The sequence below is a fragment of the Pseudomonas sp. MYb60 genome, from assembly GCF_002979555.1.
Classification (GTDB): domain Bacteria; phylum Pseudomonadota; class Gammaproteobacteria; order Pseudomonadales; family Pseudomonadaceae; genus Aquipseudomonas.
Genome location: NZ_PCOZ01000007.1, coordinates 355,929 through 373,477, shown reverse-complemented (window position 1 = coordinate 373,477; position 17,549 = coordinate 355,929). Strand labels below are relative to the sequence as shown.

Below are 17,549 nucleotides of genomic sequence, written 5' to 3'. Positions count from 1 at the left end.
ATCAGCTGTCACCGGTAGAGTTTGAAAAGCGTTACGCAGCGAGCCTGGAGAGTGTCTAGAAAACCCGGGGCGATTCAACCAGAGCCATGCATCCCTTGCAAAGCTCTACCTTTCGATCTCTTTTTACGACTCACAACCACGCTATGCTCCCTGCCACCGCCCCACTCCGTTACCCCGAATATAAACATCCCTACGCTTATCCGGGCACCGTCTGACGTGTACCGCGCGTAAAACAGTAATGCCCTACCGTTTTTCCAACCGATGACCTACAGACAAGGTGAACTCATCACAGCATGAGCGAGGGCTCTGAAGCCCAATCCGTCGGAAAGCTCCTGCGCCGAATCCAGTTTCTCTAATGTCGACAGTTCCCCCCCTGCGCGAAGCTCGAAAAACTCTTCTGCGCATGGAAGCCATTGATGCCCTGCCCTTTCAAATCTTTGTTCCTGGCCTTCGCCTACACGAGCTGCGTATCGCTCCCCGCCTTGGCCCGCACTGATGCTGATGAGCACCAACGCCTCGCCTTGGTCCTGCGCCAGCTCGATGCTGCAGCTCGCATCTCAGCACCCAAAGCAGCCGTCACCGATCCAACCGATCGATATGCCTTTGATTACGATCGCTTGTCGACCGATCTCGATTTGATCCGCCAGGGCATCAATGGCTATCTCACTCCATCTCGCGCCCAGCCTCGAAACCCTACCGAACTCACCGGGCACTACACGCGATCCATAAAGGATCAGCCATGAGCATGAGCCCCCAGCAGCTCAGTGCGTTCCAGGCCATGGGCGGTTTCACACCACAGCAGAGCGCCACCTTCTTCATAGCCTTGGTACTTGCCGCCGCACTGATCTTTGCCGCTTGGGCACTGGGTAGCGGCTATCGAGGCTGGGCTACGGGCCAGATTTCTCAGGCCAAATTCGTAGGCCTGGCGCTGAAAGTCACCCTGATCTACATCCTGCTTACATTCCTGTTGCTGCACTAAAGCGACCTCTACGTTCAATCACTGCCATTGGAGGCAACCATGCACATTCGCCCGTTCTTCAAAAAACTCACCCGCCGGTTTTCGCTCTATGGGCTGACTCTTTCTGCTGTCATGACTTCGGGGACACACGCTGCTCTGCCTCAAATGGAAGCGCCCAGTCGTGGTGAGGGCAACGGCATCATCCAGACGCTCCAAAATCATGGCTTCGATATCGTAAGCCTGATCGCCTTGGCCATTGCTGCTGCCGCTTTCTGTGGGGTTGCCTACCACGCCTATGGCTCTTACTCCGAAGTCCAGAGTGGCAAGAAGACCTGGGGGCAGTTCGGCCTCACCTGCGGCGTGGGTGCTCTTCTCCTGGTGATCATCATCTGGCTGCTGACCAAAGGCACTGGCGTGCTGTGAGGCGAAGGCACAATGACACACGATCCAGATCTACAGCTTCCAGACGGAACGCTGCGCTTTCTGCCGACACGCCTTAACCGTCAACCCGTCATCGTCCTGGGGCTAACAGCCGATGAGATGTGGGTAACCGTGGGGTGTGGCGGTCTTGCAGGCTTAGGGCTTGGTATTGCCGCAGCGGTGCTGTTTCAAAGCATCGCTTTGGCACCGACGATGATGATGCTTTGCGTAGGGTTAGGCTTGTTTATCGGGGGAAAACTGCTGCGGCGCCACAAGCGGGGTAAGCCAGAGACATGGCTCTATCGGCAGCTGCAGTGGATCATTGCCACACGATGGACCCTGCTGACTGCCTGGGCCGGCGGTGCTGACCTGGTGATACGCTCAGGCCGCTGGAGTACCCGCAGGAGCCACCGCCGATGAGCCGCTTCAAGAATGAAGTGGTCCGCCTTGAGTCGCACATCAAAACCCTCCGAGCCGGCTGTGGATTGATGTTCAGCATCGCCGTCATGATGGGGTTCGGGTGGTGGGATGCTCCCAAAAACCTGACCATCCACAACCCGCCCGATCTTCGCTCTGGCAGCACACGTAAGTGGTGGGAGGTCCCTCCAGAGTCGGTCTACACTTTCAGCTTCTATATCTTCCAGCAGCTCAACCGGTGGCCTACCGACGGTGAGCGAGACTACCCCCGCATCCTCCACAAGCTCAGCGCCTATCTCACGCCAAGCTGTAAGGCAGAACTGGAGACCGACTACCAGAAACGCCAAACCGCCAGCGAACTTCGCAGTCACACTCGCAGCGTTTTCGAGATTCCGGAACGCGGTTATGGCGACAATCCAGAACTACGCGTCCAGGTGGTAGGACGAGACAAATGGCTGGTCACCCTGGACCTGGCAACGGAAGAGTTCTACGGCTCCGAACGGGTCAAACAAGCCTTTGTACGCTACCCCTTGAAAGTGGTGCGCCAGGACATCGACCCCGAGAAGAACCCATTCGGTTTGGCGCTTGATTGCTACGACTCGCCTCCACAACGCATCACTCCACTCCCCTCTCCCGCCGCCAAAACATTAAGCAAGCAAGGAGGCCAGTAATGCGCCGTCTGAGTTTCGCCCTCCCTTTATGGTTCGGCTGTGCACTCGCTCACGCCGTCGAAATCATGCCCTGGGAACGGTTACCACTGGCCGATCGCCTGGTAGATCAGACGGTGATCACGCCTGAAAAAATCTCCAGCTGAAAGCATGTCAGCGACCAGATCCCAAACCGAGTTATCGAGCAACAGCCCACCGATCACGCCCTGCTCGGCCTCAACCGAATGAGGTGGGACTAAATCAAGCAGGCTCATACTGCCGCTCTCCCCAAGGCCGCCCTCTTCGATAGCAACGAAACGTTCTGACTCAAACGCTCCTCGCTCATCGCCTCAAACTTCAAGCGCCACTCGGGAAACAGCTCCATGGAGAGCTCTTTAATGACCTTGAAAGCGGTTGGCGAGCGCCGATGAGTAGGGAGCCGATACTCCAGCCGGTGAGCAGGTACACCTTCGGTGGCAGCGCGGCGAAAACTCACCGCAGCGGGGATTGTCGTGTGGACCATCTGAATTTTTGGATGGTCGGAAAAGGTCTCGGTCAGCGTGTGATAGATGAGATTTGCATCATTGGTGGCATCGAGCTTGTTGATCACGATATTCAACATGGGTGTCACTGCTCCCAATGCTGCCAAGGGTTCCAGGTCCCGATAGAGCTGGAGCATCCCTCGTTGAAACTCCCGGGCAGTCAACATATCCGGCGTGATGGGGGAAATAGCCACTTGAGAACCCAACAGGGCCATCTCCAGCACGATGGAGCGAGCGCCCTGGGTGTCGATCAGAATCAGATCAAAGTCCTGCGCGAAGGCTGGCATCAAATTCTTGAGACGCAGGCGACCGTCAGCAGCGTGCAGTAACAAATTGCTCAGCAAATTGAACGGATCATTCGATTTGATCAGCGATAGATTGGGGATACAGGTCTGAGAAATGATCTGATCAGGCCGAGTCTCTTTGCTCGTGATCAACTGATAGGTACCGCCAGGTGCCTCGTGCGACAAGTTGTAAAACGAGGACAGCGACGGCTGATTATCAAGATCGATGAGCAGGGTTCGAACACCAGCATCGGCACAAAACGCGCCCAGATTGGCGCCAACCGTGGTTTTACCCGGCCCGCCTTTGGTTGAAACGACTGCAGCGACTTTCATGGGGCTTACCTCTGAATCGTAGGATTAGAGACGGCTTCATGCTGATCACGCTGTGCGCTTCGATCACCCGGAGAAATCCAAGGCAAAAAAAAAAGCCTGCATCTCTGCAGGCTTTTCTCTATCTGGCTCCACGACCTGGACTCGAACCAGGGACCCAATGATTAACAGTCATTTGCTCTACCAACTGAGCTATCGCGGAATGCGCCGTATGTTACTGATTAAAAAGGGGAAGTCAAGCTTTCTATGATGAAGGGGGTGTTTAATCCGGATGACTGGTTGAAACTTGCTGTTCCCTTGCCAGCTCGAGCCAAGCCAGCGCGGCGGGTGGCAGGTGGGCGCTGGCGCGCCAGGCCAGGGCGATGTGCCAGTCGGTGTGGGGCTCGTCGAGCGGGATCAAGGCGATGCCGGCGTGTTGATGTTTGTACGCCAGCATGCGCGGCAGGAACGCAACGCCCAGCCCGGCGGCGACCAGGTCGACGATGAAGTCGATCTGGCCGCTGCGTGCGGTCACTCGCGGCGTCACGCCTCTGCGCTCGCAGGCGGCGAGGATCTTCGCGTTCAGGGCGAAGCCGGCTTCGAACAGAATGAACGGCGAATCCGCCAGGTCAGCGAAGTCGATGCGTCGGCGATCGGCCAGCAAGTGGTTCCTCGGTAGCACTGCCATCAGCGGTTCATTGCGCACCGGTTGGTAATTGAAATCTTCATCCACCGGCAGCAGCAAGGCGGCAAGGTCGACCTCTCCCGCCTCCAGGCATTCTCGCAACTTCTTGCTACCGTATTCGGTGAGTTCAATGTCGATATCCGGGTAGCGGCTGCGGTACGTGGCGAACATCGCGGCGAACAGCACGCCGCAGCCCACCGGCGGCAAACCGATGCGCAGGCGGCCATGCTTGAGACCGCGAAGGTTACTGATCTCGTCGACCAGGTCCGTGTGTTCGGCGAGCAGCACCAAGGCCCGGCGGTAGGCAATTTCGCCAGCGGCCGTCAGCTCATTGCGATGCCCCAGGCGATTGAGCAGCGGCCCGCCCAGTTCTTCTTCCAGGGTCTTTATGGCCTTGCTGACGCTCGATTGCGTCAACGACACCGCCTCGGCCGCCTGGGAGAACCCACCCAGGCGCACCACTTCGACAAAAGCGCGCAATGTTCTGAGGTTCATCAGTATTCCTTTTGCGACTGGATACTAGTGATAAAAGTTGTTTTTATCATGCCATAAATTTGCTTATGGTGAGCTCACCCTGCCCTGTGGAGAATGCCTGCATGATAATCTCGTCTGCCTCCGACTACCGCGCAGTTGCCAAGCGCAAGCTGCCGCGGTTCCTGTTTGATTACATTGACGGTGGCGCCTACGCCGAACATACGCTGCGCGCGAACAGTTCGGACCTGGCCGAGATCAGCCTGCGCCAGCGTGTGCTGCGCAATGTCGACAGCCTGAGCCTGAAGACCACCGTCTTCGGCGAGCAACTGGACATGCCGGTGATTGTCAGCCCCGTGGGCCTGACCGGTATGTTCGCCCGGCGCGGCGAAGTGCAGGCGGCGAAGGCGGCGGCCAACAAAGGCATTCCACTGTGCCTGTCGACGGTGTCGGTGTGCCCGATTGAAGAAGTGGCGTCGCAATGCCCGCGCTCGATCTGGTTCCAGCTCTATGTGCTCAAGGACCGCGGCTTCATGCGCAATGCCTTGGAGCGCGCCCAGGCAGCCGGGGTGACCACACTGGTGTTCACCGTGGACATGCCCACACCGGGCGCGCGCTACCGGGATGCCCACTCGGGCATGTCCGGGCCCTTCGCGGCGCAGCGCCGTATGCTGCAGGCCGTGACCAAGCCGCAATGGGCATTGGACGTGGGCCTGATGGGGCGCCCCCATGACTTGGGCAATATCTCTAAATACCTCGGCAAACCCACCCATCTGGAGGATTACATCGGTTGGCTGGCGAACAATTTCGATCCCTCCATCAGTTGGAAGGACCTAGAGTGGATCCGCGAATTCTGGAAGGGTCCGATGATTATCAAGGGCATTCTCGACCCGGAGGACGCCAAGGACGCCGTGAGTTTCGGCGCCGACGGCATCGTGGTTTCCAACCACGGCGGCCGCCAACTGGATGGCGTGCTATCCACGGCCAAGGCCCTGCCGGCGATTGCCGACGCCGTGGGCGATGACATCACGGTGCTGGTGGACTCCGGCATTCGCTCGGGGCTCGACGTAGTCCGCATGCTCGCCCTGGGCGCCAAGGCGTGCCTGTTGGGACGCGCACCGGCCTACGCACTGGCTGCCGACGGGCAGCGCGGCGTGGAAAACCTGCTGGATATCTTTGCCAAGGAAATGCGCGTGGCCATGACGCTCACCGGTGTCACTTCCATCGAGCAGATCGACCACACCACCCTGGTACAGATCAGCAAGTAAGTTGCCACTCATTCGCCGGCAACTTGCCAAATAACTGACGTCATTATTTATCGGCTGATAATCCACCAGAAAATCAGCTGATTGATTTATAAGGGGTTTTATTTATTTAAAACGATTTGGCATGAATCTGGCTCTTATCTCTTACAAGCAGGTTCTGCGATGACAAGACGTGCGGCAGTGCCCAGGGGTTATAACCCTGTGCAAAGCGGTTTAAACTGTATCCATGTTTTACGGAACTGACGGAACAGTAAGACGCTTGGCATTCGCCATTCTCATCGAGCCTGTAAGACAGTTAAGTGCTTAGAGGCCGTTCGCTTATGAAAACACCCACCCAGACCAACGCAATTGACTTTGACAGTGCCAAATTGCAACGCCTGGGCTTTGGCCAACCCTCTTTGCTGCCCCGTCGCCCCATCACTGTCACGCAGCTTCGTCAGCAGCTTGGGCTGCAATTGCAGACCAGCCTGGAACCTGATCGCATCCTCGCCGTGTTTTTCCGCGAGATTCAACGCCTGGTGCCGCTGGACGCCCTGCAGTACCGTCACAAGGCCAGCGACCTGCGCCTGGAGTTCGGCCATCGCGGCCATCACTCGGTCAGCTACAGCCTCAGTCATGAAGGCGAGCATTTGGGGGAACTGGTGTTTCGCCGCAACCAGCGCCTCACCGAAGAGGAACTCGGACAGCTCGAATCCCTGCTGGCCACGCTCCTCTACCCGATGCGCAACGCCCTGCTCTACCGCGCCGCCACCCGCAGCGCCCTGCGCGACCCACTGACGGAAACGGGCAACCGGATTGCCATGGATCAGACCCTGCAACGGGAAATCGATATGGCTCGCCGGCATTCGCACCCGCTGTCCTTGCTCATGCTGGACATCGACCACTTCAAGAACATCAACGATACCCACGGCCACACGGCCGGCGACAAGGTATTGCGCGCGGTTGCCGGCGCCATCAAGGGCCAGTTGCGCAACGTGGACATGGTGTTTCGGTTTGGCGGGGAAGAGTTTCTGATCCTGCTGTCCAACACCGGCCGGGACGCGGCGGCGATGGTGGGCGAGCGCCTGCGCCAGGCGGCACAGGCCCAGGATTATTGGGCGGATGGAACACGTATCGAATTGACGGTCAGCCTGGGCTGCTCGACCCTGCTGGCCGCCGAGTCTGCCGACAGCCTGTTGCGCCGGGCTGACAACGCGTTATATGTGGCCAAGCGCGAAGGTCGCAATCGCCTCGCAATGGCCGGTTAACCCGACGGCCACAACCGTGGCGAGGGAGATTGCTCCCTCGCCACAGGTCAAACCCTCACGCCTCGCTGGCGACCCGCGCCTGGCGCTCACGCACCGCCGCTGGGGCCTTTTCTTTCTCCAGGCGCATGCAGCTTTCCAGGAACAGGTACATGTAGTCATAGCTCTTGCACACGGCCTGGCGCAACTCCACCTGCAGGGCCTTGCTCGGGTTCATCCCGGCCAGGGTGCAAATGATTTCCAACGCTTCCCACGGGTGTGCATCGTCGTACTGGGCATGCATTTTCAGCCATTTCATCGCGCGCTTGCGGTCATCCTCGGGGAAGGCGGCCGCGTAGACGCCAGTCGAGCACACCACGGCCGACCATTCTCCGGTCGCCCCTTCGATGGCGTAGTTGGTCGCTGCCACGGCAACGATCAACGAATCGGCGGAGCTGGTGTGCCAGCACCAATGGCTCAGAGCATGCAGCTCCGGCGGCACGTTCTGGGTCTGCAAGTCTTCCAGGCTGACGCCATGGGCCCGCGCCCAATGTACCCAGTAATCGGCGTGGTTCAGCTCCACCCGGATATTACGCATCAACCAGCGACGCGCCATGTCCTCCCCGGGATGGCGGGCAAACTTGGTCTTGGTGAGGTTCTGTGCCATGTACAAGGCAAACTGCTCGACCACAGGCCAGCCACCGATCAGGTAGTGGCGCATGGTCTTGGCGCTCAGCGTGTTGTCACGCATGCGCTGGTACAGTTCGTGTTCGACAACGCGGCGCTTGCTCTCGCTACAGTCCTGGATCAATTGCTGCGCCCAGGCGGGGTAACTCGAGGCCTCCATTAGCGGGCCGGTTCTGTTGAAAGTGTCGATCACTGTGGGGCTCCTTTTTTAGTGTGATTGTACAGACCAGCAAATGTTTCAGCGGAATGTGCCGGGTGCCTTGAATAACAGTGGCTGCGGCCGCGCGGGGCGACACTGCAAGCTATCAAAGGTAAACAATTGCGGTCGTTCAATCAGGTAGCCCTGAGCGTAATCCACACCAATTTCGAGTAACGCCTGTTCGATCTGCGGTGTCTCGACAAACTCTGCAATTGTGCGCTTACCCATGACGTGGCCGATGTGATTGATCACTTCGACCATCGCGCGGTTAATCGGGTCGTCCAGCATATCCTTTACGAAACTTCCATCGATCTTCAGGAAGTCTACAGGTAAATGTTTGAGATAAGCGAATGAGGACATTCCGGCACAAAAGTCATCGAGGGAAAAGTAACAGCCTAAGGCTTTGAGTTCATTGATAAAGCGGATCGCACTGCCCAAGTTTGCAATCGCACTGGTTTCGGTAATTTCAAAACAGATCATCGCCGGCGGAATATTGTATGTATGAAACTTCTCACGCAAAAACCCGAGAAAGTCGTCATCGCCAATAGTAATGCCTGACAGATTGATCGCACACATGGCCATCGGCCGTCCCGGATATGCCTGCATGCAACCGGCGATGATACGGAAGACGTTCTCCACCACCCAGCGGTCCAGGGACGTCATCAGGCCATAGCGTTCGGCGGCCGGAATGAAGCTGTCGGGCAAAATGATCCGCCCGGCCTCGTCGTGCAGCCGCAGCAGGATCTCGATGTGCCCGTCGCCACCGTCGGTGTGCCCCAGGGGGGTGATTTCCTGGGCGTACAGGCAAAAGCGGTTCTCTTCCAGCGCCATGTGCAGGCGCTGCACCCAGGCCATCTCGCCAAAGCGCAGGGAGAGTTCCGAGTCATCGGCGTGGTACACCTGCACGCGATTGCGGCCTTTTTCCTTGGCCATGTAGCAGGCCATGTCGGCGGCACGCAGCGAAGTTTCCAGGGTGGTCGGGGTTTGGCCGATATGCACCAGGCCAATGCTGACGGTGGTCATGAACGGCCGGCCCTTCCACACGAAATGCAGGCTCTGGACGGTGTGGCGCAGGCTTTCGGCGATCTTTTCCGCCACCGGTGCCGGGCAATTCTCCAGCAGGATGCCGAATTCATCGCCCCCCAGGCGTGCCAGGGTATCGCCTTCGCGCAGGTCCGACTGCAGCAATGCGCAGATGTGCCGCAACAGCTCGTCCCCGGCTGCGTGGCCGCAAGTGTCATTGACCAGCTTGAACTGGTCGAGGTCGAGGAACATGAGCGCATGCCGCCCATTCAACGCTTGCGCCGCGGGGCTCAGCACCTGCTCGAGGCGGAATTCGAATTCGCGGCGATTGGCCAGGCCGGTCAAGGCGTCGTGGGTCGCCTGCCACGACAGGTTGGCGATGTATTGGCGCTCCTGGGTCATGTCGTGCAGCACCAGCACCGCACCGGTCACCTTCCCTGCACTGCGGATCGGCGCGCCCACCAGAGTCACCGACACCGTGCTGCCATCCAGGCGCTGGATGGTCTTGGAATGTTCGCTGCCGCCGCTGAGCTGGCCCTTGACGATGTGTTCGATCAAGGTAAAGCCATCCGGCTGGGCATTGTCGTCGAGCAGGCTGAACAACGCCGCCAGGGGCAGCCCTTGCGCCTGCTCAGACTTCCAATGGGTCAGCGCCTCGGCCGCCGGGTTCATGTAGGTGATTGCACCGTCGACATCGGTGGTGATCACCCCGTCGCCAATCGACTCCAGGGTAATCTGCGCCCGCTCCTTCTCTTGCTGCAGCGCGTCGGCGAACGCGTGACGCTGGGCCAATAGCTTATGCGTGCGCAGCAGTGCCAGCACAATCAAGCCCAGGGCCGTGGCCAGGTTAGTGATCAGCAGTAGCCGCAGGATCACCCGCGAACCTTCGCCCAGCGCATCGCTGAACGCCTTGGCCGCAGGCGTCACGCCCTCGTTGATGGCGATGATGCGTGCCTTCCATTGGCGCACATCATTGGCACTGACGTGGTCGCTGTTGATCGAACGGTGCATCTCCTGCGCCAGGTCATCGAGTTGCACCAGGTAGCCATCGCCCACGGTCCACAGCTCGATGGCCTTTTCCAGGTAGCTGAAATGGCGAAAGTTGAGGTACAGCCAGATCAGGCTGGAGACATCATCCGGGTGGTTGCCGCCTTTGAGGATGCCCAGGCGTGCAGCGTCGATATCCGGTGTCGGTCGGTCCAGGGCAATGCGCAGCTCATGCCCACCCTGGGGCACCGCAATGGCCTGCCGGTATTTGAGGAAGGTGGTTTCGTCACGATTGTCGGCGTAGAGCGTCAGGTAATAGATGGCATCTTTCTGGCCCTTGGACCACAAGCTTTCACCTGCCACATAACCGCGCACCGCTGAAAGCACGTAAAGACTGACGCAGCCCAACAATGCCTGGAACAGCACCACGGCGATAAAGGGCCACACTATGCCCAACAGCCGAGGCGTTCCGAGAGTCCGCTTTTGCTTCATGAAGCCCCTTGCACATGCACTGCTGGTTACGCACGCGAGAATCCGCTCCCGATAGCTCAGCCTAGGTCAAAATCAACGCACTTGTTGCAAGTGTCCGTAGAGTTTGGCGTACAAACCGCCATCGGCAATCAATTGCTGATGACCACCGTCCTCAGCGATGTGACCGCCGTCGAACACCAATACTCGATCCGCCTGCTTAACGGCCGACAGACGGTGAGCAATGATCAGTGTAGTACGCCCGCTCAGAAACCGCGCCAGCGCCTGGTGCAAGTTGTATTCGGTTGCGGCGTCCAGTGCCGACGTCGCTTCGTCGAGGATCACCACCTTGGGCTCGGCCAGCACCATGCGCGCGATGGCCAGGCGCTGGCGCTGCCCGCCGGAAAACCGCACGCCGGAGCGACCCACCACGCTGTCCAATCCTTGGGGCAATGCCTTGACGGTCGCTTCCAACTGGGCGATTTCCAATGCCTGCCAGCAGGCCTGGTCGCTGCGGTCGCGGCCCATGGTCAGGTTGGCGCGCACCGTGTCGTTGAACAGCGCCGGGTGTTGCAGCACCACGGCAACGTGCTCGCGGATGGTTTCCAGGCCGATCTCCTGCTGAGTCGCAGCGCCAAAACGGATAGTCCCGGCCTGCGGCGTATAGAGCCCGAGCAACAGTTGCACGAGGGTGCTTTTGCCGCCGCCGCTGGCGCCGACAATCGCAACCTTTTCACCCGGCGCGATGCTCAGATTCAGTTGGTCGAGTACCCGCTCTTCGCCGTAGCCGAAATTCAGGCCCCGCACCTCGATGCCGACGGTCTCACGCCCGCTGAACGGGTCGGCCCCGCCGGCGTATTGCGGCTCGTCGGCCCGCGCCAGGAGTTCGTTGATCCGCGTCAGCGCCCCACCCGCCGCGTAATAGGCGTATTGCAGGTTGAGCAACTGTTCGACCGGGCTGATCATGAACCAGAGGTAACTGAACACCGCGAGCATCTGGCCGATGGACAGGTCGGAAAACAGCACGGTGAGCATCGCCGCCGCGCGGAAGATGTCGATGCCAAACTGGAACAGCAAGCCACTGGCGCGACTGGACGCGTCGCTTTTCCACTGGGAGTTGATCGCGTAGTCGCGCACTTCCTGCGCACGCTGGCCGAGGCGCCCGAGGAAAAACCCCTGGCGATTGCCGGCGCGCACTTCCTGGATGGCGTCCAGGGTTTCGGTCAACGCCTGGGTGAAGCGCGATGTACTGTCGTTTTCCAGCTTTTTCAAGTGCTTGACGCGCTTGCCCAGTTGCACCGTGGCGTAGATCACCAGCGGGTTGAACAACAGGATCAACAACGCCAGTTGCCAGTGCATCCACACCAGGATCGCCGAGGTGCCGACCAGGGTGAGCATCGCGACCAGGAAGCGGCTGAGGGTTTCACCGACAAATTTGTCCAGGGTATCCAGGTCAGTGACCAAGTGCGTGGTCACCGTGCCACTGCCCAGGCTTTCGTACTCGCCGAGGGAGATACGCTTGAGCCGCTCGATCAGGCGCACGCGGATGCGGTAGACGATGTCCTTGGCCAGCCGCGCGAACAATCGCGCCTGCACCACGTTGAACACCAGCGCGCCACAGCGCAGCATCAGGGTCACCAGCAGCATCAGGCCGATATAACCGGCGGCTTTCTGCCAATCCAACGGCAGCGCGTGGTTCATCACCTTGAGCGCAGCATCGCCGTGGCCCAGCAGCACTTCGTCCACCAGCAACGGCAACAGCAGAGGAATAGGCACGCTGCAGAGGGTCGCCAGCACGGCGACGCCATTGGCGATCCACAGCTTTTTCTTGTGCCGCAGGGCCAGGCGGCGAATTTCCGCCCAGGTCAGGCGGTCGTTGCGTTGGGCGGGTTCATGCACAGGTGGCCCGCTCCAGCCATCGGCCCAACAGCGGCGACAGCTCGGACAACGGCTGGTAACCATTGGTCAGCAATGCCAGCTGCCCATTGCGCTCGGCCAGCAGCGTCGGGAAGCCGGCGATGCCCAGGTCCTGCACCCAGGTAAAATCGGCAGCCGTCGCAGCGTGCTGCTCGGCGCGGTCAAACGCGCCGGCAAACTCGATACGCGGGATGCCCGCCTGCTCGGCCAGCTCCACCAGCACGCTGGCGAGGGTCACGTCGCGGCCCTCGACATAAAACGCGCGCTGGATCAGCCCCAGCAGCGTCCACGCACAATCCGGCGCCAGGCTGCGGGCGGTGACGATGGCACGGCAAGCCGGTTCGGTGTCGTAAACAAAACCGTCAGGCAACGCGCCTTCGCGCTTGAACGGCTGTCCCGTGGCGTCGGTGACGGCCTGCCAGTGTTCAAGAATGTAGCGCCGGGTCGTCGGCTCCAGCGCCGCACCGCTGCCGGTGCGCAAACCGCCCACCACCAGGTGCAGCTCCACCCCGGCAGCCTGGGCCTGCTCCACCAATGCCTCGGCCACCGGAGCAAAGCCCCAGCACCAGGAACACATTGGGTCCATAACATAGAGCAGGCGTGCGGACATGGCTCAGGCCTCGGAAGGAGATTGCTTGTAGTTGAAGCCAATCGGATGCGGCATATTGCGGGCCTTGGCCAGCTCAATCTGCTTTTGCCGGTCGATGGCGCTGCGACGGGTTTTCTCGGGCAGCTTATCCCAGCAATGCGGGCAACTGATGCCAGCCACGTAGTGCTCGCTGGCGCGGTCTTCGACGCTCACGGGTGTGCGGCAGGCATGACATTGATCGTAGTCGCCTTCGCTCAAGTCGTGGCGCACCGTGACGCGATTATCGAAAACAAAGCAGTCGCCCTGCCATTTGGTTTCTTCCTGCGGCACCTCTTCAAGGTACTTCAGGATGCCGCCCTTGAGGTGGTAAACCTCATCGAAGCCTTCGCTGAGCATGTAGCTCGACGCCTTCTCGCAACGAATGCCGCCGGTGCAGAACATGGCGACTTTCTTGTGCTTGGCCGGGTCGAAGTTGGCTTTGATATAGTCGGGAAATTCGCGAAAACTGGTGGTTTTCGGGTCGATCGCACCTTCAAAGGTACCGATGGACACTTCGTAGTCGTTACGGGTGTCGATCAGCAGCACTTCCGGATCGCTGATCAGGGCGTTCCAGTCTTGCGGGTCAACATAGGTACCGACTTTTTTGTTCGGGTCGACGCCTTCGACGCCCAGGGTCACGATCTCTTTCTTGAGCTTGACCTTGGTGCGGTAGAACGGCTGGTCGTCGCAGTAGGATTCTTTGTGGTCGATGTCGACCATGCGCGGGTCGTTCTTGAGCCAGGCGATCAGGCCGTCGATGCCTTCGCGGGTGCCGGACACGGTGCCATTGATGCCTTCTTCGGCAATCAACAGGGTGCCTTTGATGCCGTTGTCGACCATTGCCTGCAGCAGTGGCTCGCGCAGGGCGACGTAATCTTCGAGGGTGACGAACTTATACAGTGCCGCCACGACGATCGGTTGAGTCATGGGTATTCTCTCCAGGTGGCTACCCTCGTAAGGGGTGAACCGGATGCAAAAAAAACGCGCCGGCTAAGCGGCGCGTTGCGGATTCTAACAAATGCCCGGTGTCAGAGACACCCGCTCATCAATCATGTCCGCCGGCGCAGGTCGGCGAGGCCGGGGCTGCGTCGATTTTCGCCCATTCCTCGGGCGTGTAGGTATGCAGCGCCAGCGCATGAAACTCGCTCATCAGGTCGCCCAGGGTGGCGTAGACCTTCTGATGGCGCTTGACGCGGTTGAGCCCCTCGAATTGCGGGCTGACCAGCACCGCCTTGAAGTGGGTCTGCAAGCCACGGCTGTGCATGTGGCTTTCATCCAGCACGCTCAGGTGGTCAGTGCCCAGGTCGGCAAGCGCCGTTTCGATACGCTGTTGCATGGTCATTCCTGCTTACTTCTTCTTGGCCGGAGCGGCGGCTTTAGGCGACAGCTCGTTGGTCATGTCTTCCAGCAGCTTGTTCACTACCGGTACGGCGCTTTCCAGCTTGGCCTGGGTCATCTGGGCCGATTGCTGGGTCAGCTGAGGCATTTTTTCCAGGACTTTCTTGCCCAGTGGCGACTGGTAGAAAGCAACCAGGTCCTTGAGCTCGGATTCGCTGAAGTTGGTGGTGTAGAGCTTGACCATGTCCGGTTTCAGCTTCGGCCAGCCAATGGCCTGGTCCAGGGCGGCGTTGGCCTTGGCCTGGTAGCTGTCCAGTACGGACTGCTTGGCGGCGGGTGCCTTGGTCTGTTCGAAACGCTGGGCGAACATTTGCTGCACTTGCATGTACACCGGGGTACCCAGCTTGTCGGCATGGGCCAGGGTAAGGAAGGCTTCGGCACTGGCGTTGTGGCTGGCGGTATCGGCAAGCACCTGGCCGCTGGCGCAAACCAGAGCAACCGCGGTACAGATGGCACGAAGACGAGTCATCGAGTTTCCTTTTCTAGCAGGCGAGGTAAGACCCCAAGGGCGCCCATTCTGCGCCTAAAAAACCTCATGGCTCAACCCCGGGCCTTGCCAGACAGGGATTGCCCGATGAAAAGTCTTTAATGGAACCCACCCGGCCGATCACGGCCTAAACTGCGCAAACCGACCTCAAGGAGTGTGACTGATGAGCCGTACCGAAACCGACAGCCTGGGAGACGTCCAAGTCCCGGATGACGCTTACTGGGGCGCGCAGACCCAACGCTCACTGGTGAATTTCGCCATCGGCGAGCAACGCATGCCCCTGGCGGTACTGCACGCCCTGGCCCTGATCAAAAAAGCCGCCGCGCGCGTGAATGATCGTAACGGTGATCTCCCCGCGGACATCGCCCGCCTGATCGAACAGGCCGCCGACGAAGTACTTGCCGGCCAGCACGACGACCAGTTCCCGCTGGTGGTCTGGCAGACCGGCAGCGGCACCCAGAGCAACATGAACGCCAACGAAGTGATCGCCGGGCGCGCCAATGAACTGGCCGGCGGCAACCGCGGCGGCAAGAGCCCGGTGCACCCCAACGACCACGTGAACCGCTCCCAGAGTTCCAACGACTGCTTTCCCACGGCCATGAGCATCGCCGCCGTGCAGGCCGTGCATCAGCGTTTGCTGCCGGCGATCGCCACGTTGTCCGGTGGCCTGGCCGAACAGGCCGCCAAGCACATGAAACTGGTGAAGACCGGCCGCACCCACATGATGGACGCCACGCCCATCACCTTCGGCCAGGAGCTGTCGGCGTTCATCGCCCAGCTCGATTACGCCGAGCGCGCCGTGCGGGCGGCACTGCCTGCCGTCTACGAACTGGCTCAGGGCGGTACGGCGGTGGGTACCGGGCTCAATGCCCCCCATGGGTTTGGCGAGGCGATTGCCTCCGAACTGGCCGCGCTGTCGGGCCTGCCGTTTGTCACTGCGCCGAACAAATTCGCGGCCCTCACCGGCCATGAGCCGCTGGTCACCTTGAGCGGCGCGCTGAAAACCCTGGCCGTTGCGCTGATGAAAATCGCCAACGACCTGCGCCTGCTCGGCTCCGGTCCACGCGCCGGGCTGGCCGAGGTGAAGCTGCCGGCCAACGAACCCGGCAGCTCGATCATGCCGGGCAAGGTCAACCCGACCCAGTGCGAAGCGCTGTCGATGCTGGCCTGCCAGGTGCTGGGCAATGACGTGACCATTGGCATTGCCGCCAGCCAGGGCCACTTGCAGTTGAACGTCTACAAGCCGGTGATCATCCACAACCTGCTGGAGTCGATCCGCTTGCTGGCCGATGGCTGCAACAACTTCCAGGAGCACTGCGTCGCGGGGCTGGAGCCGGATGCCGTGCAAATGGCCGAACACCTGGAGCGCGGGCTGATGCTGGTGACGGCGCTCAACCCGCATATCGGCTATGACAAATCCGCCGAGATCGCCAAGAAGGCCTATGCCGAAGGCCTGACCCTGCGGGAAGCGGCGCTGGATCTGGGCTATCTCACCAGCGCTGAGTTCGACCAGTGGGTGCGCCCGCAGGACATGCTCGGCGCCTAGGACGCCATGCGCAAACGCCGGGCTCTGAGCCCGGCAATCAACGACGGCGCCAGCGCCACGGTTGCCGAACCCAGCACCACCACCAACGCCCCGGCATACCCCAGGGCGTTGATGTCTTCAGCGTGCACGTAGTCCGGCCACAGCCACGCCGCCAGCGCCACCGCGACAAAGGTCACCAACGGCGTGAGTGCCAGCGTCGCACTCACCCGCGACGCTTCCCAGTGCGCCAGTGCCTCGGCAAATGCACCGTAGGCCACCAGGGTGTTCATGCAGCACGCCAGCAGCAGCCAACCTTGCAACGGGCTCAGGTCCAACGCTTCCAGCGGGTGCGCCCACGGCGTGAGCAGCACGGCGCAGCAGAGGTAGATCACCATCATCACCTGCAGCGAATTCCACGCCGTCAGCAACTGCTTCTGCCCCAGGGCGTAGAACACCCAGATCGAGGTGGCCAGCAGGATGGTCAGCACGCCAGCGGTATAGGCGCCAAGGGACGTCAGCAACTCCTCCAGACGCTGGTTGAAGAACAGGCCAAAGCCTGCAATCAACACGAATAACCCGAGCACCTGCCCGCGACTGAAACGCTCCTTGAACACAAACACACTGGCGATCATCAAGAAGATCGGCCCCATCTGCACCACCAACTGGGCGGTGCCGGGGCTGAGCAGTTGCAGGCCCACCAGATACAGCACGTAATTGCCTACCAGCCCGCACACAGCCATGGCCACCAGCCAACCGCCCCTTGGGCCAAGCACCTTGCGGCTGGGCAAGCGCCTGGTCAGCGCGAGGTAGACAAACAGGCAGCCGCCGGCGACGGTGAGGCGAAACCAGGTGACGGTGATTGGGTCCATGACCTGGAGCACCTGCTTGAGCTTGATCGGCAGGATGCCCCAGAGCAGCGCGGTCAGCAGGGTCAGGAGAAAACCATAGACCCAGCGGCCGGAAGAAATGTGCATGAGTGCCCCAGAAGCCAGAGGAAGTGGAGCCGCAT

At 60.3% G+C, this 17,549-nt stretch carries 18 protein-coding genes, 1 tRNA gene and 1 pseudogene; 8 read left to right on the top strand and 12 right to left on the bottom strand.

Features of this window, described 5'->3' with window-relative positions:
• Positions 1 to 416 precede the first annotated feature (416 nt).
• The 5 genes from CQ041_RS15095 (at position 417) to CQ041_RS15075 (ending at position 2,466) form a co-directional block, all read left to right on the top strand.
• The gene (locus tag CQ041_RS15095) at positions 417 to 743 is read left to right on the top strand and encodes an RAQPRD family integrative conjugative element protein (protein WP_105523239.1); all 327 of its coding nucleotides are present in this window, start codon (positions 417 to 419) and stop codon (positions 741 to 743) included.
• The gene (locus CQ041_RS15090) at positions 740 to 979 is read left to right on the top strand and encodes a TIGR03758 family integrating conjugative element protein (protein WP_105523238.1); all 240 of its coding nucleotides are present in this window, start codon (positions 740 to 742) and stop codon (positions 977 to 979) included. The genes CQ041_RS15095 and CQ041_RS15090 overlap by 4 nt, the downstream gene beginning before the upstream one ends.
• 111 nt (positions 980 to 1,090) lie before the next feature.
• A complete protein-coding gene (locus CQ041_RS15085; protein WP_371923019.1) occupies positions 1,091 to 1,381 on the top strand; it encodes a TIGR03745 family integrating conjugative element membrane protein in 291 nt (96 codons plus the stop codon).
• A 12-nt stretch (positions 1,382 to 1,393) separates the two neighbouring features.
• Positions 1,394 to 1,798: a TIGR03750 family conjugal transfer protein gene (locus CQ041_RS15080; RefSeq protein ID WP_105523236.1), complete on the top strand. Its 405-nt coding sequence runs from the start codon at positions 1,394 to 1,396 to the stop codon at positions 1,796 to 1,798.
• Positions 1,795 to 2,466, top strand: coding sequence for a PFL_4703 family integrating conjugative element protein (locus tag CQ041_RS15075; protein ID WP_105523235.1), 672 nt, complete (start codon positions 1,795 to 1,797; stop codon positions 2,464 to 2,466). The genes CQ041_RS15080 and CQ041_RS15075 overlap by 4 nt, the downstream gene beginning before the upstream one ends.
• 92 nt (positions 2,467 to 2,558) lie before the next feature.
• On the opposite strand, the pseudogene CQ041_RS15065 reads toward CQ041_RS15075, so the two are convergent.
• From CQ041_RS15065 to CQ041_RS15050, 4 genes and pseudogenes are all read right to left on the bottom strand, one after another.
• Positions 2,559 to 2,717: pseudogene (locus tag CQ041_RS15065) on the bottom strand (DnaB-like helicase N-terminal domain-containing protein); the annotation flags it as partial.
• Entirely contained in the window at positions 2,714 to 3,601 is an 888-nt protein-coding gene (locus CQ041_RS15060) for a ParA family protein (protein WP_105523233.1), read from the bottom strand. The gene CQ041_RS15060 and the pseudogene CQ041_RS15065, both read right to left, overlap by 4 nt.
• Before the next feature lie 123 nt (positions 3,602 to 3,724).
• Positions 3,725 to 3,800, bottom strand: a tRNA-Asn gene (locus CQ041_RS15055).
• Between the two features lie 60 nt (positions 3,801 to 3,860).
• The gene (locus CQ041_RS15050) at positions 3,861 to 4,757 is read right to left on the bottom strand and encodes a LysR family transcriptional regulator (RefSeq protein ID WP_105523232.1); all 897 of its coding nucleotides are present in this window, start codon (positions 4,755 to 4,757) and stop codon (positions 3,861 to 3,863) included.
• Between the two features lie 101 nt (positions 4,758 to 4,858).
• On the opposite strand from CQ041_RS15050, the gene lldD reads away from it, so the two are divergent.
• Together lldD and CQ041_RS15040 are read left to right on the top strand one after the other, a co-directional pair.
• A complete protein-coding gene (lldD, locus tag CQ041_RS15045; protein ID WP_105523231.1) occupies positions 4,859 to 6,001 on the top strand; it encodes an FMN-dependent L-lactate dehydrogenase LldD in 1,143 nt (380 codons plus the stop codon).
• Positions 6,002 to 6,318: 317 nt separating this feature from the next.
• Entirely contained in the window at positions 6,319 to 7,245 is a 927-nt protein-coding gene (locus CQ041_RS15040) for a GGDEF domain-containing protein (protein WP_105523230.1), read from the top strand.
• Between the two features lie 55 nt (positions 7,246 to 7,300).
• Here the strand turns inward: CQ041_RS15040 and CQ041_RS15035 are convergent, their stop codons facing one another.
• The 7 genes from CQ041_RS15035 to CQ041_RS15005 all read right to left on the bottom strand — a co-directional run bounded on the left by CQ041_RS15035 (position 7,301) and on the right by CQ041_RS15005 (position 14,997).
• Positions 7,301 to 8,068: a TenA family transcriptional regulator gene (locus CQ041_RS15035; RefSeq protein WP_371923018.1), complete on the bottom strand. Its 768-nt coding sequence runs from the start codon at positions 8,066 to 8,068 to the stop codon at positions 7,301 to 7,303.
• Positions 8,069 to 8,146: 78 nt separating this feature from the next.
• Positions 8,147 to 10,609, bottom strand: a complete 2,463-nt coding sequence (locus tag CQ041_RS15030) for an EAL domain-containing protein (RefSeq protein ID WP_105523228.1) — start codon at positions 10,607 to 10,609, stop codon at positions 8,147 to 8,149.
• 72 nt (positions 10,610 to 10,681) lie between these two features.
• Positions 10,682 to 12,484 carry an ABC transporter ATP-binding protein gene (locus tag CQ041_RS15025; RefSeq protein ID WP_105523227.1) on the bottom strand — a complete coding sequence of 601 codons (1,803 nt, stop codon included), beginning with the start codon at positions 12,482 to 12,484 and terminating at the stop codon, positions 10,682 to 10,684.
• Entirely contained in the window at positions 12,477 to 13,079 is a 603-nt protein-coding gene (locus CQ041_RS15020; protein WP_174555886.1) for a DsbA family protein, read from the bottom strand. Before CQ041_RS15020 ends, CQ041_RS15025 begins: the two co-directional genes overlap by 8 nt.
• A gap of 36 nt (positions 13,080 to 13,115) precedes the next feature.
• Positions 13,116 to 14,057 (bottom strand): rhodanese-related sulfurtransferase, encoded by a 942-nt coding sequence (locus CQ041_RS15015; protein ID WP_105523226.1) that lies wholly within the window; start codon positions 14,055 to 14,057, stop codon positions 13,116 to 13,118.
• 118 nt (positions 14,058 to 14,175) lie between these two features.
• Entirely contained in the window at positions 14,176 to 14,472 is a 297-nt protein-coding gene (locus tag CQ041_RS15010; protein WP_105523225.1) for a BolA family transcriptional regulator, read from the bottom strand.
• A gap of 6 nt (positions 14,473 to 14,478) precedes the next feature.
• Positions 14,479 to 14,997: a DUF2059 domain-containing protein gene (locus CQ041_RS15005; protein ID WP_016976397.1), complete on the bottom strand. Its 519-nt coding sequence runs from the start codon at positions 14,995 to 14,997 to the stop codon at positions 14,479 to 14,481.
• A 181-nt stretch (positions 14,998 to 15,178) separates the two neighbouring features.
• Here CQ041_RS15005 and CQ041_RS15000 point away from each other — a divergent pair, with 181 nt between their 5' ends.
• Positions 15,179 to 16,561 carry a class II fumarate hydratase gene (locus tag CQ041_RS15000; protein ID WP_105523224.1) on the top strand — a complete coding sequence of 461 codons (1,383 nt, stop codon included), beginning with the start codon at positions 15,179 to 15,181 and terminating at the stop codon, positions 16,559 to 16,561.
• Here the strand turns inward: CQ041_RS15000 and CQ041_RS14995 are convergent.
• A complete protein-coding gene (locus CQ041_RS14995) occupies positions 16,558 to 17,514 on the bottom strand; it encodes a DMT family transporter (RefSeq protein ID WP_105523223.1) in 957 nt (318 codons plus the stop codon). The two genes, CQ041_RS15000 and CQ041_RS14995, sit on opposite strands and share 4 nt — an antisense overlap.
• Between the last annotated feature and the right edge of the window lie 35 nt (positions 17,515 to 17,549).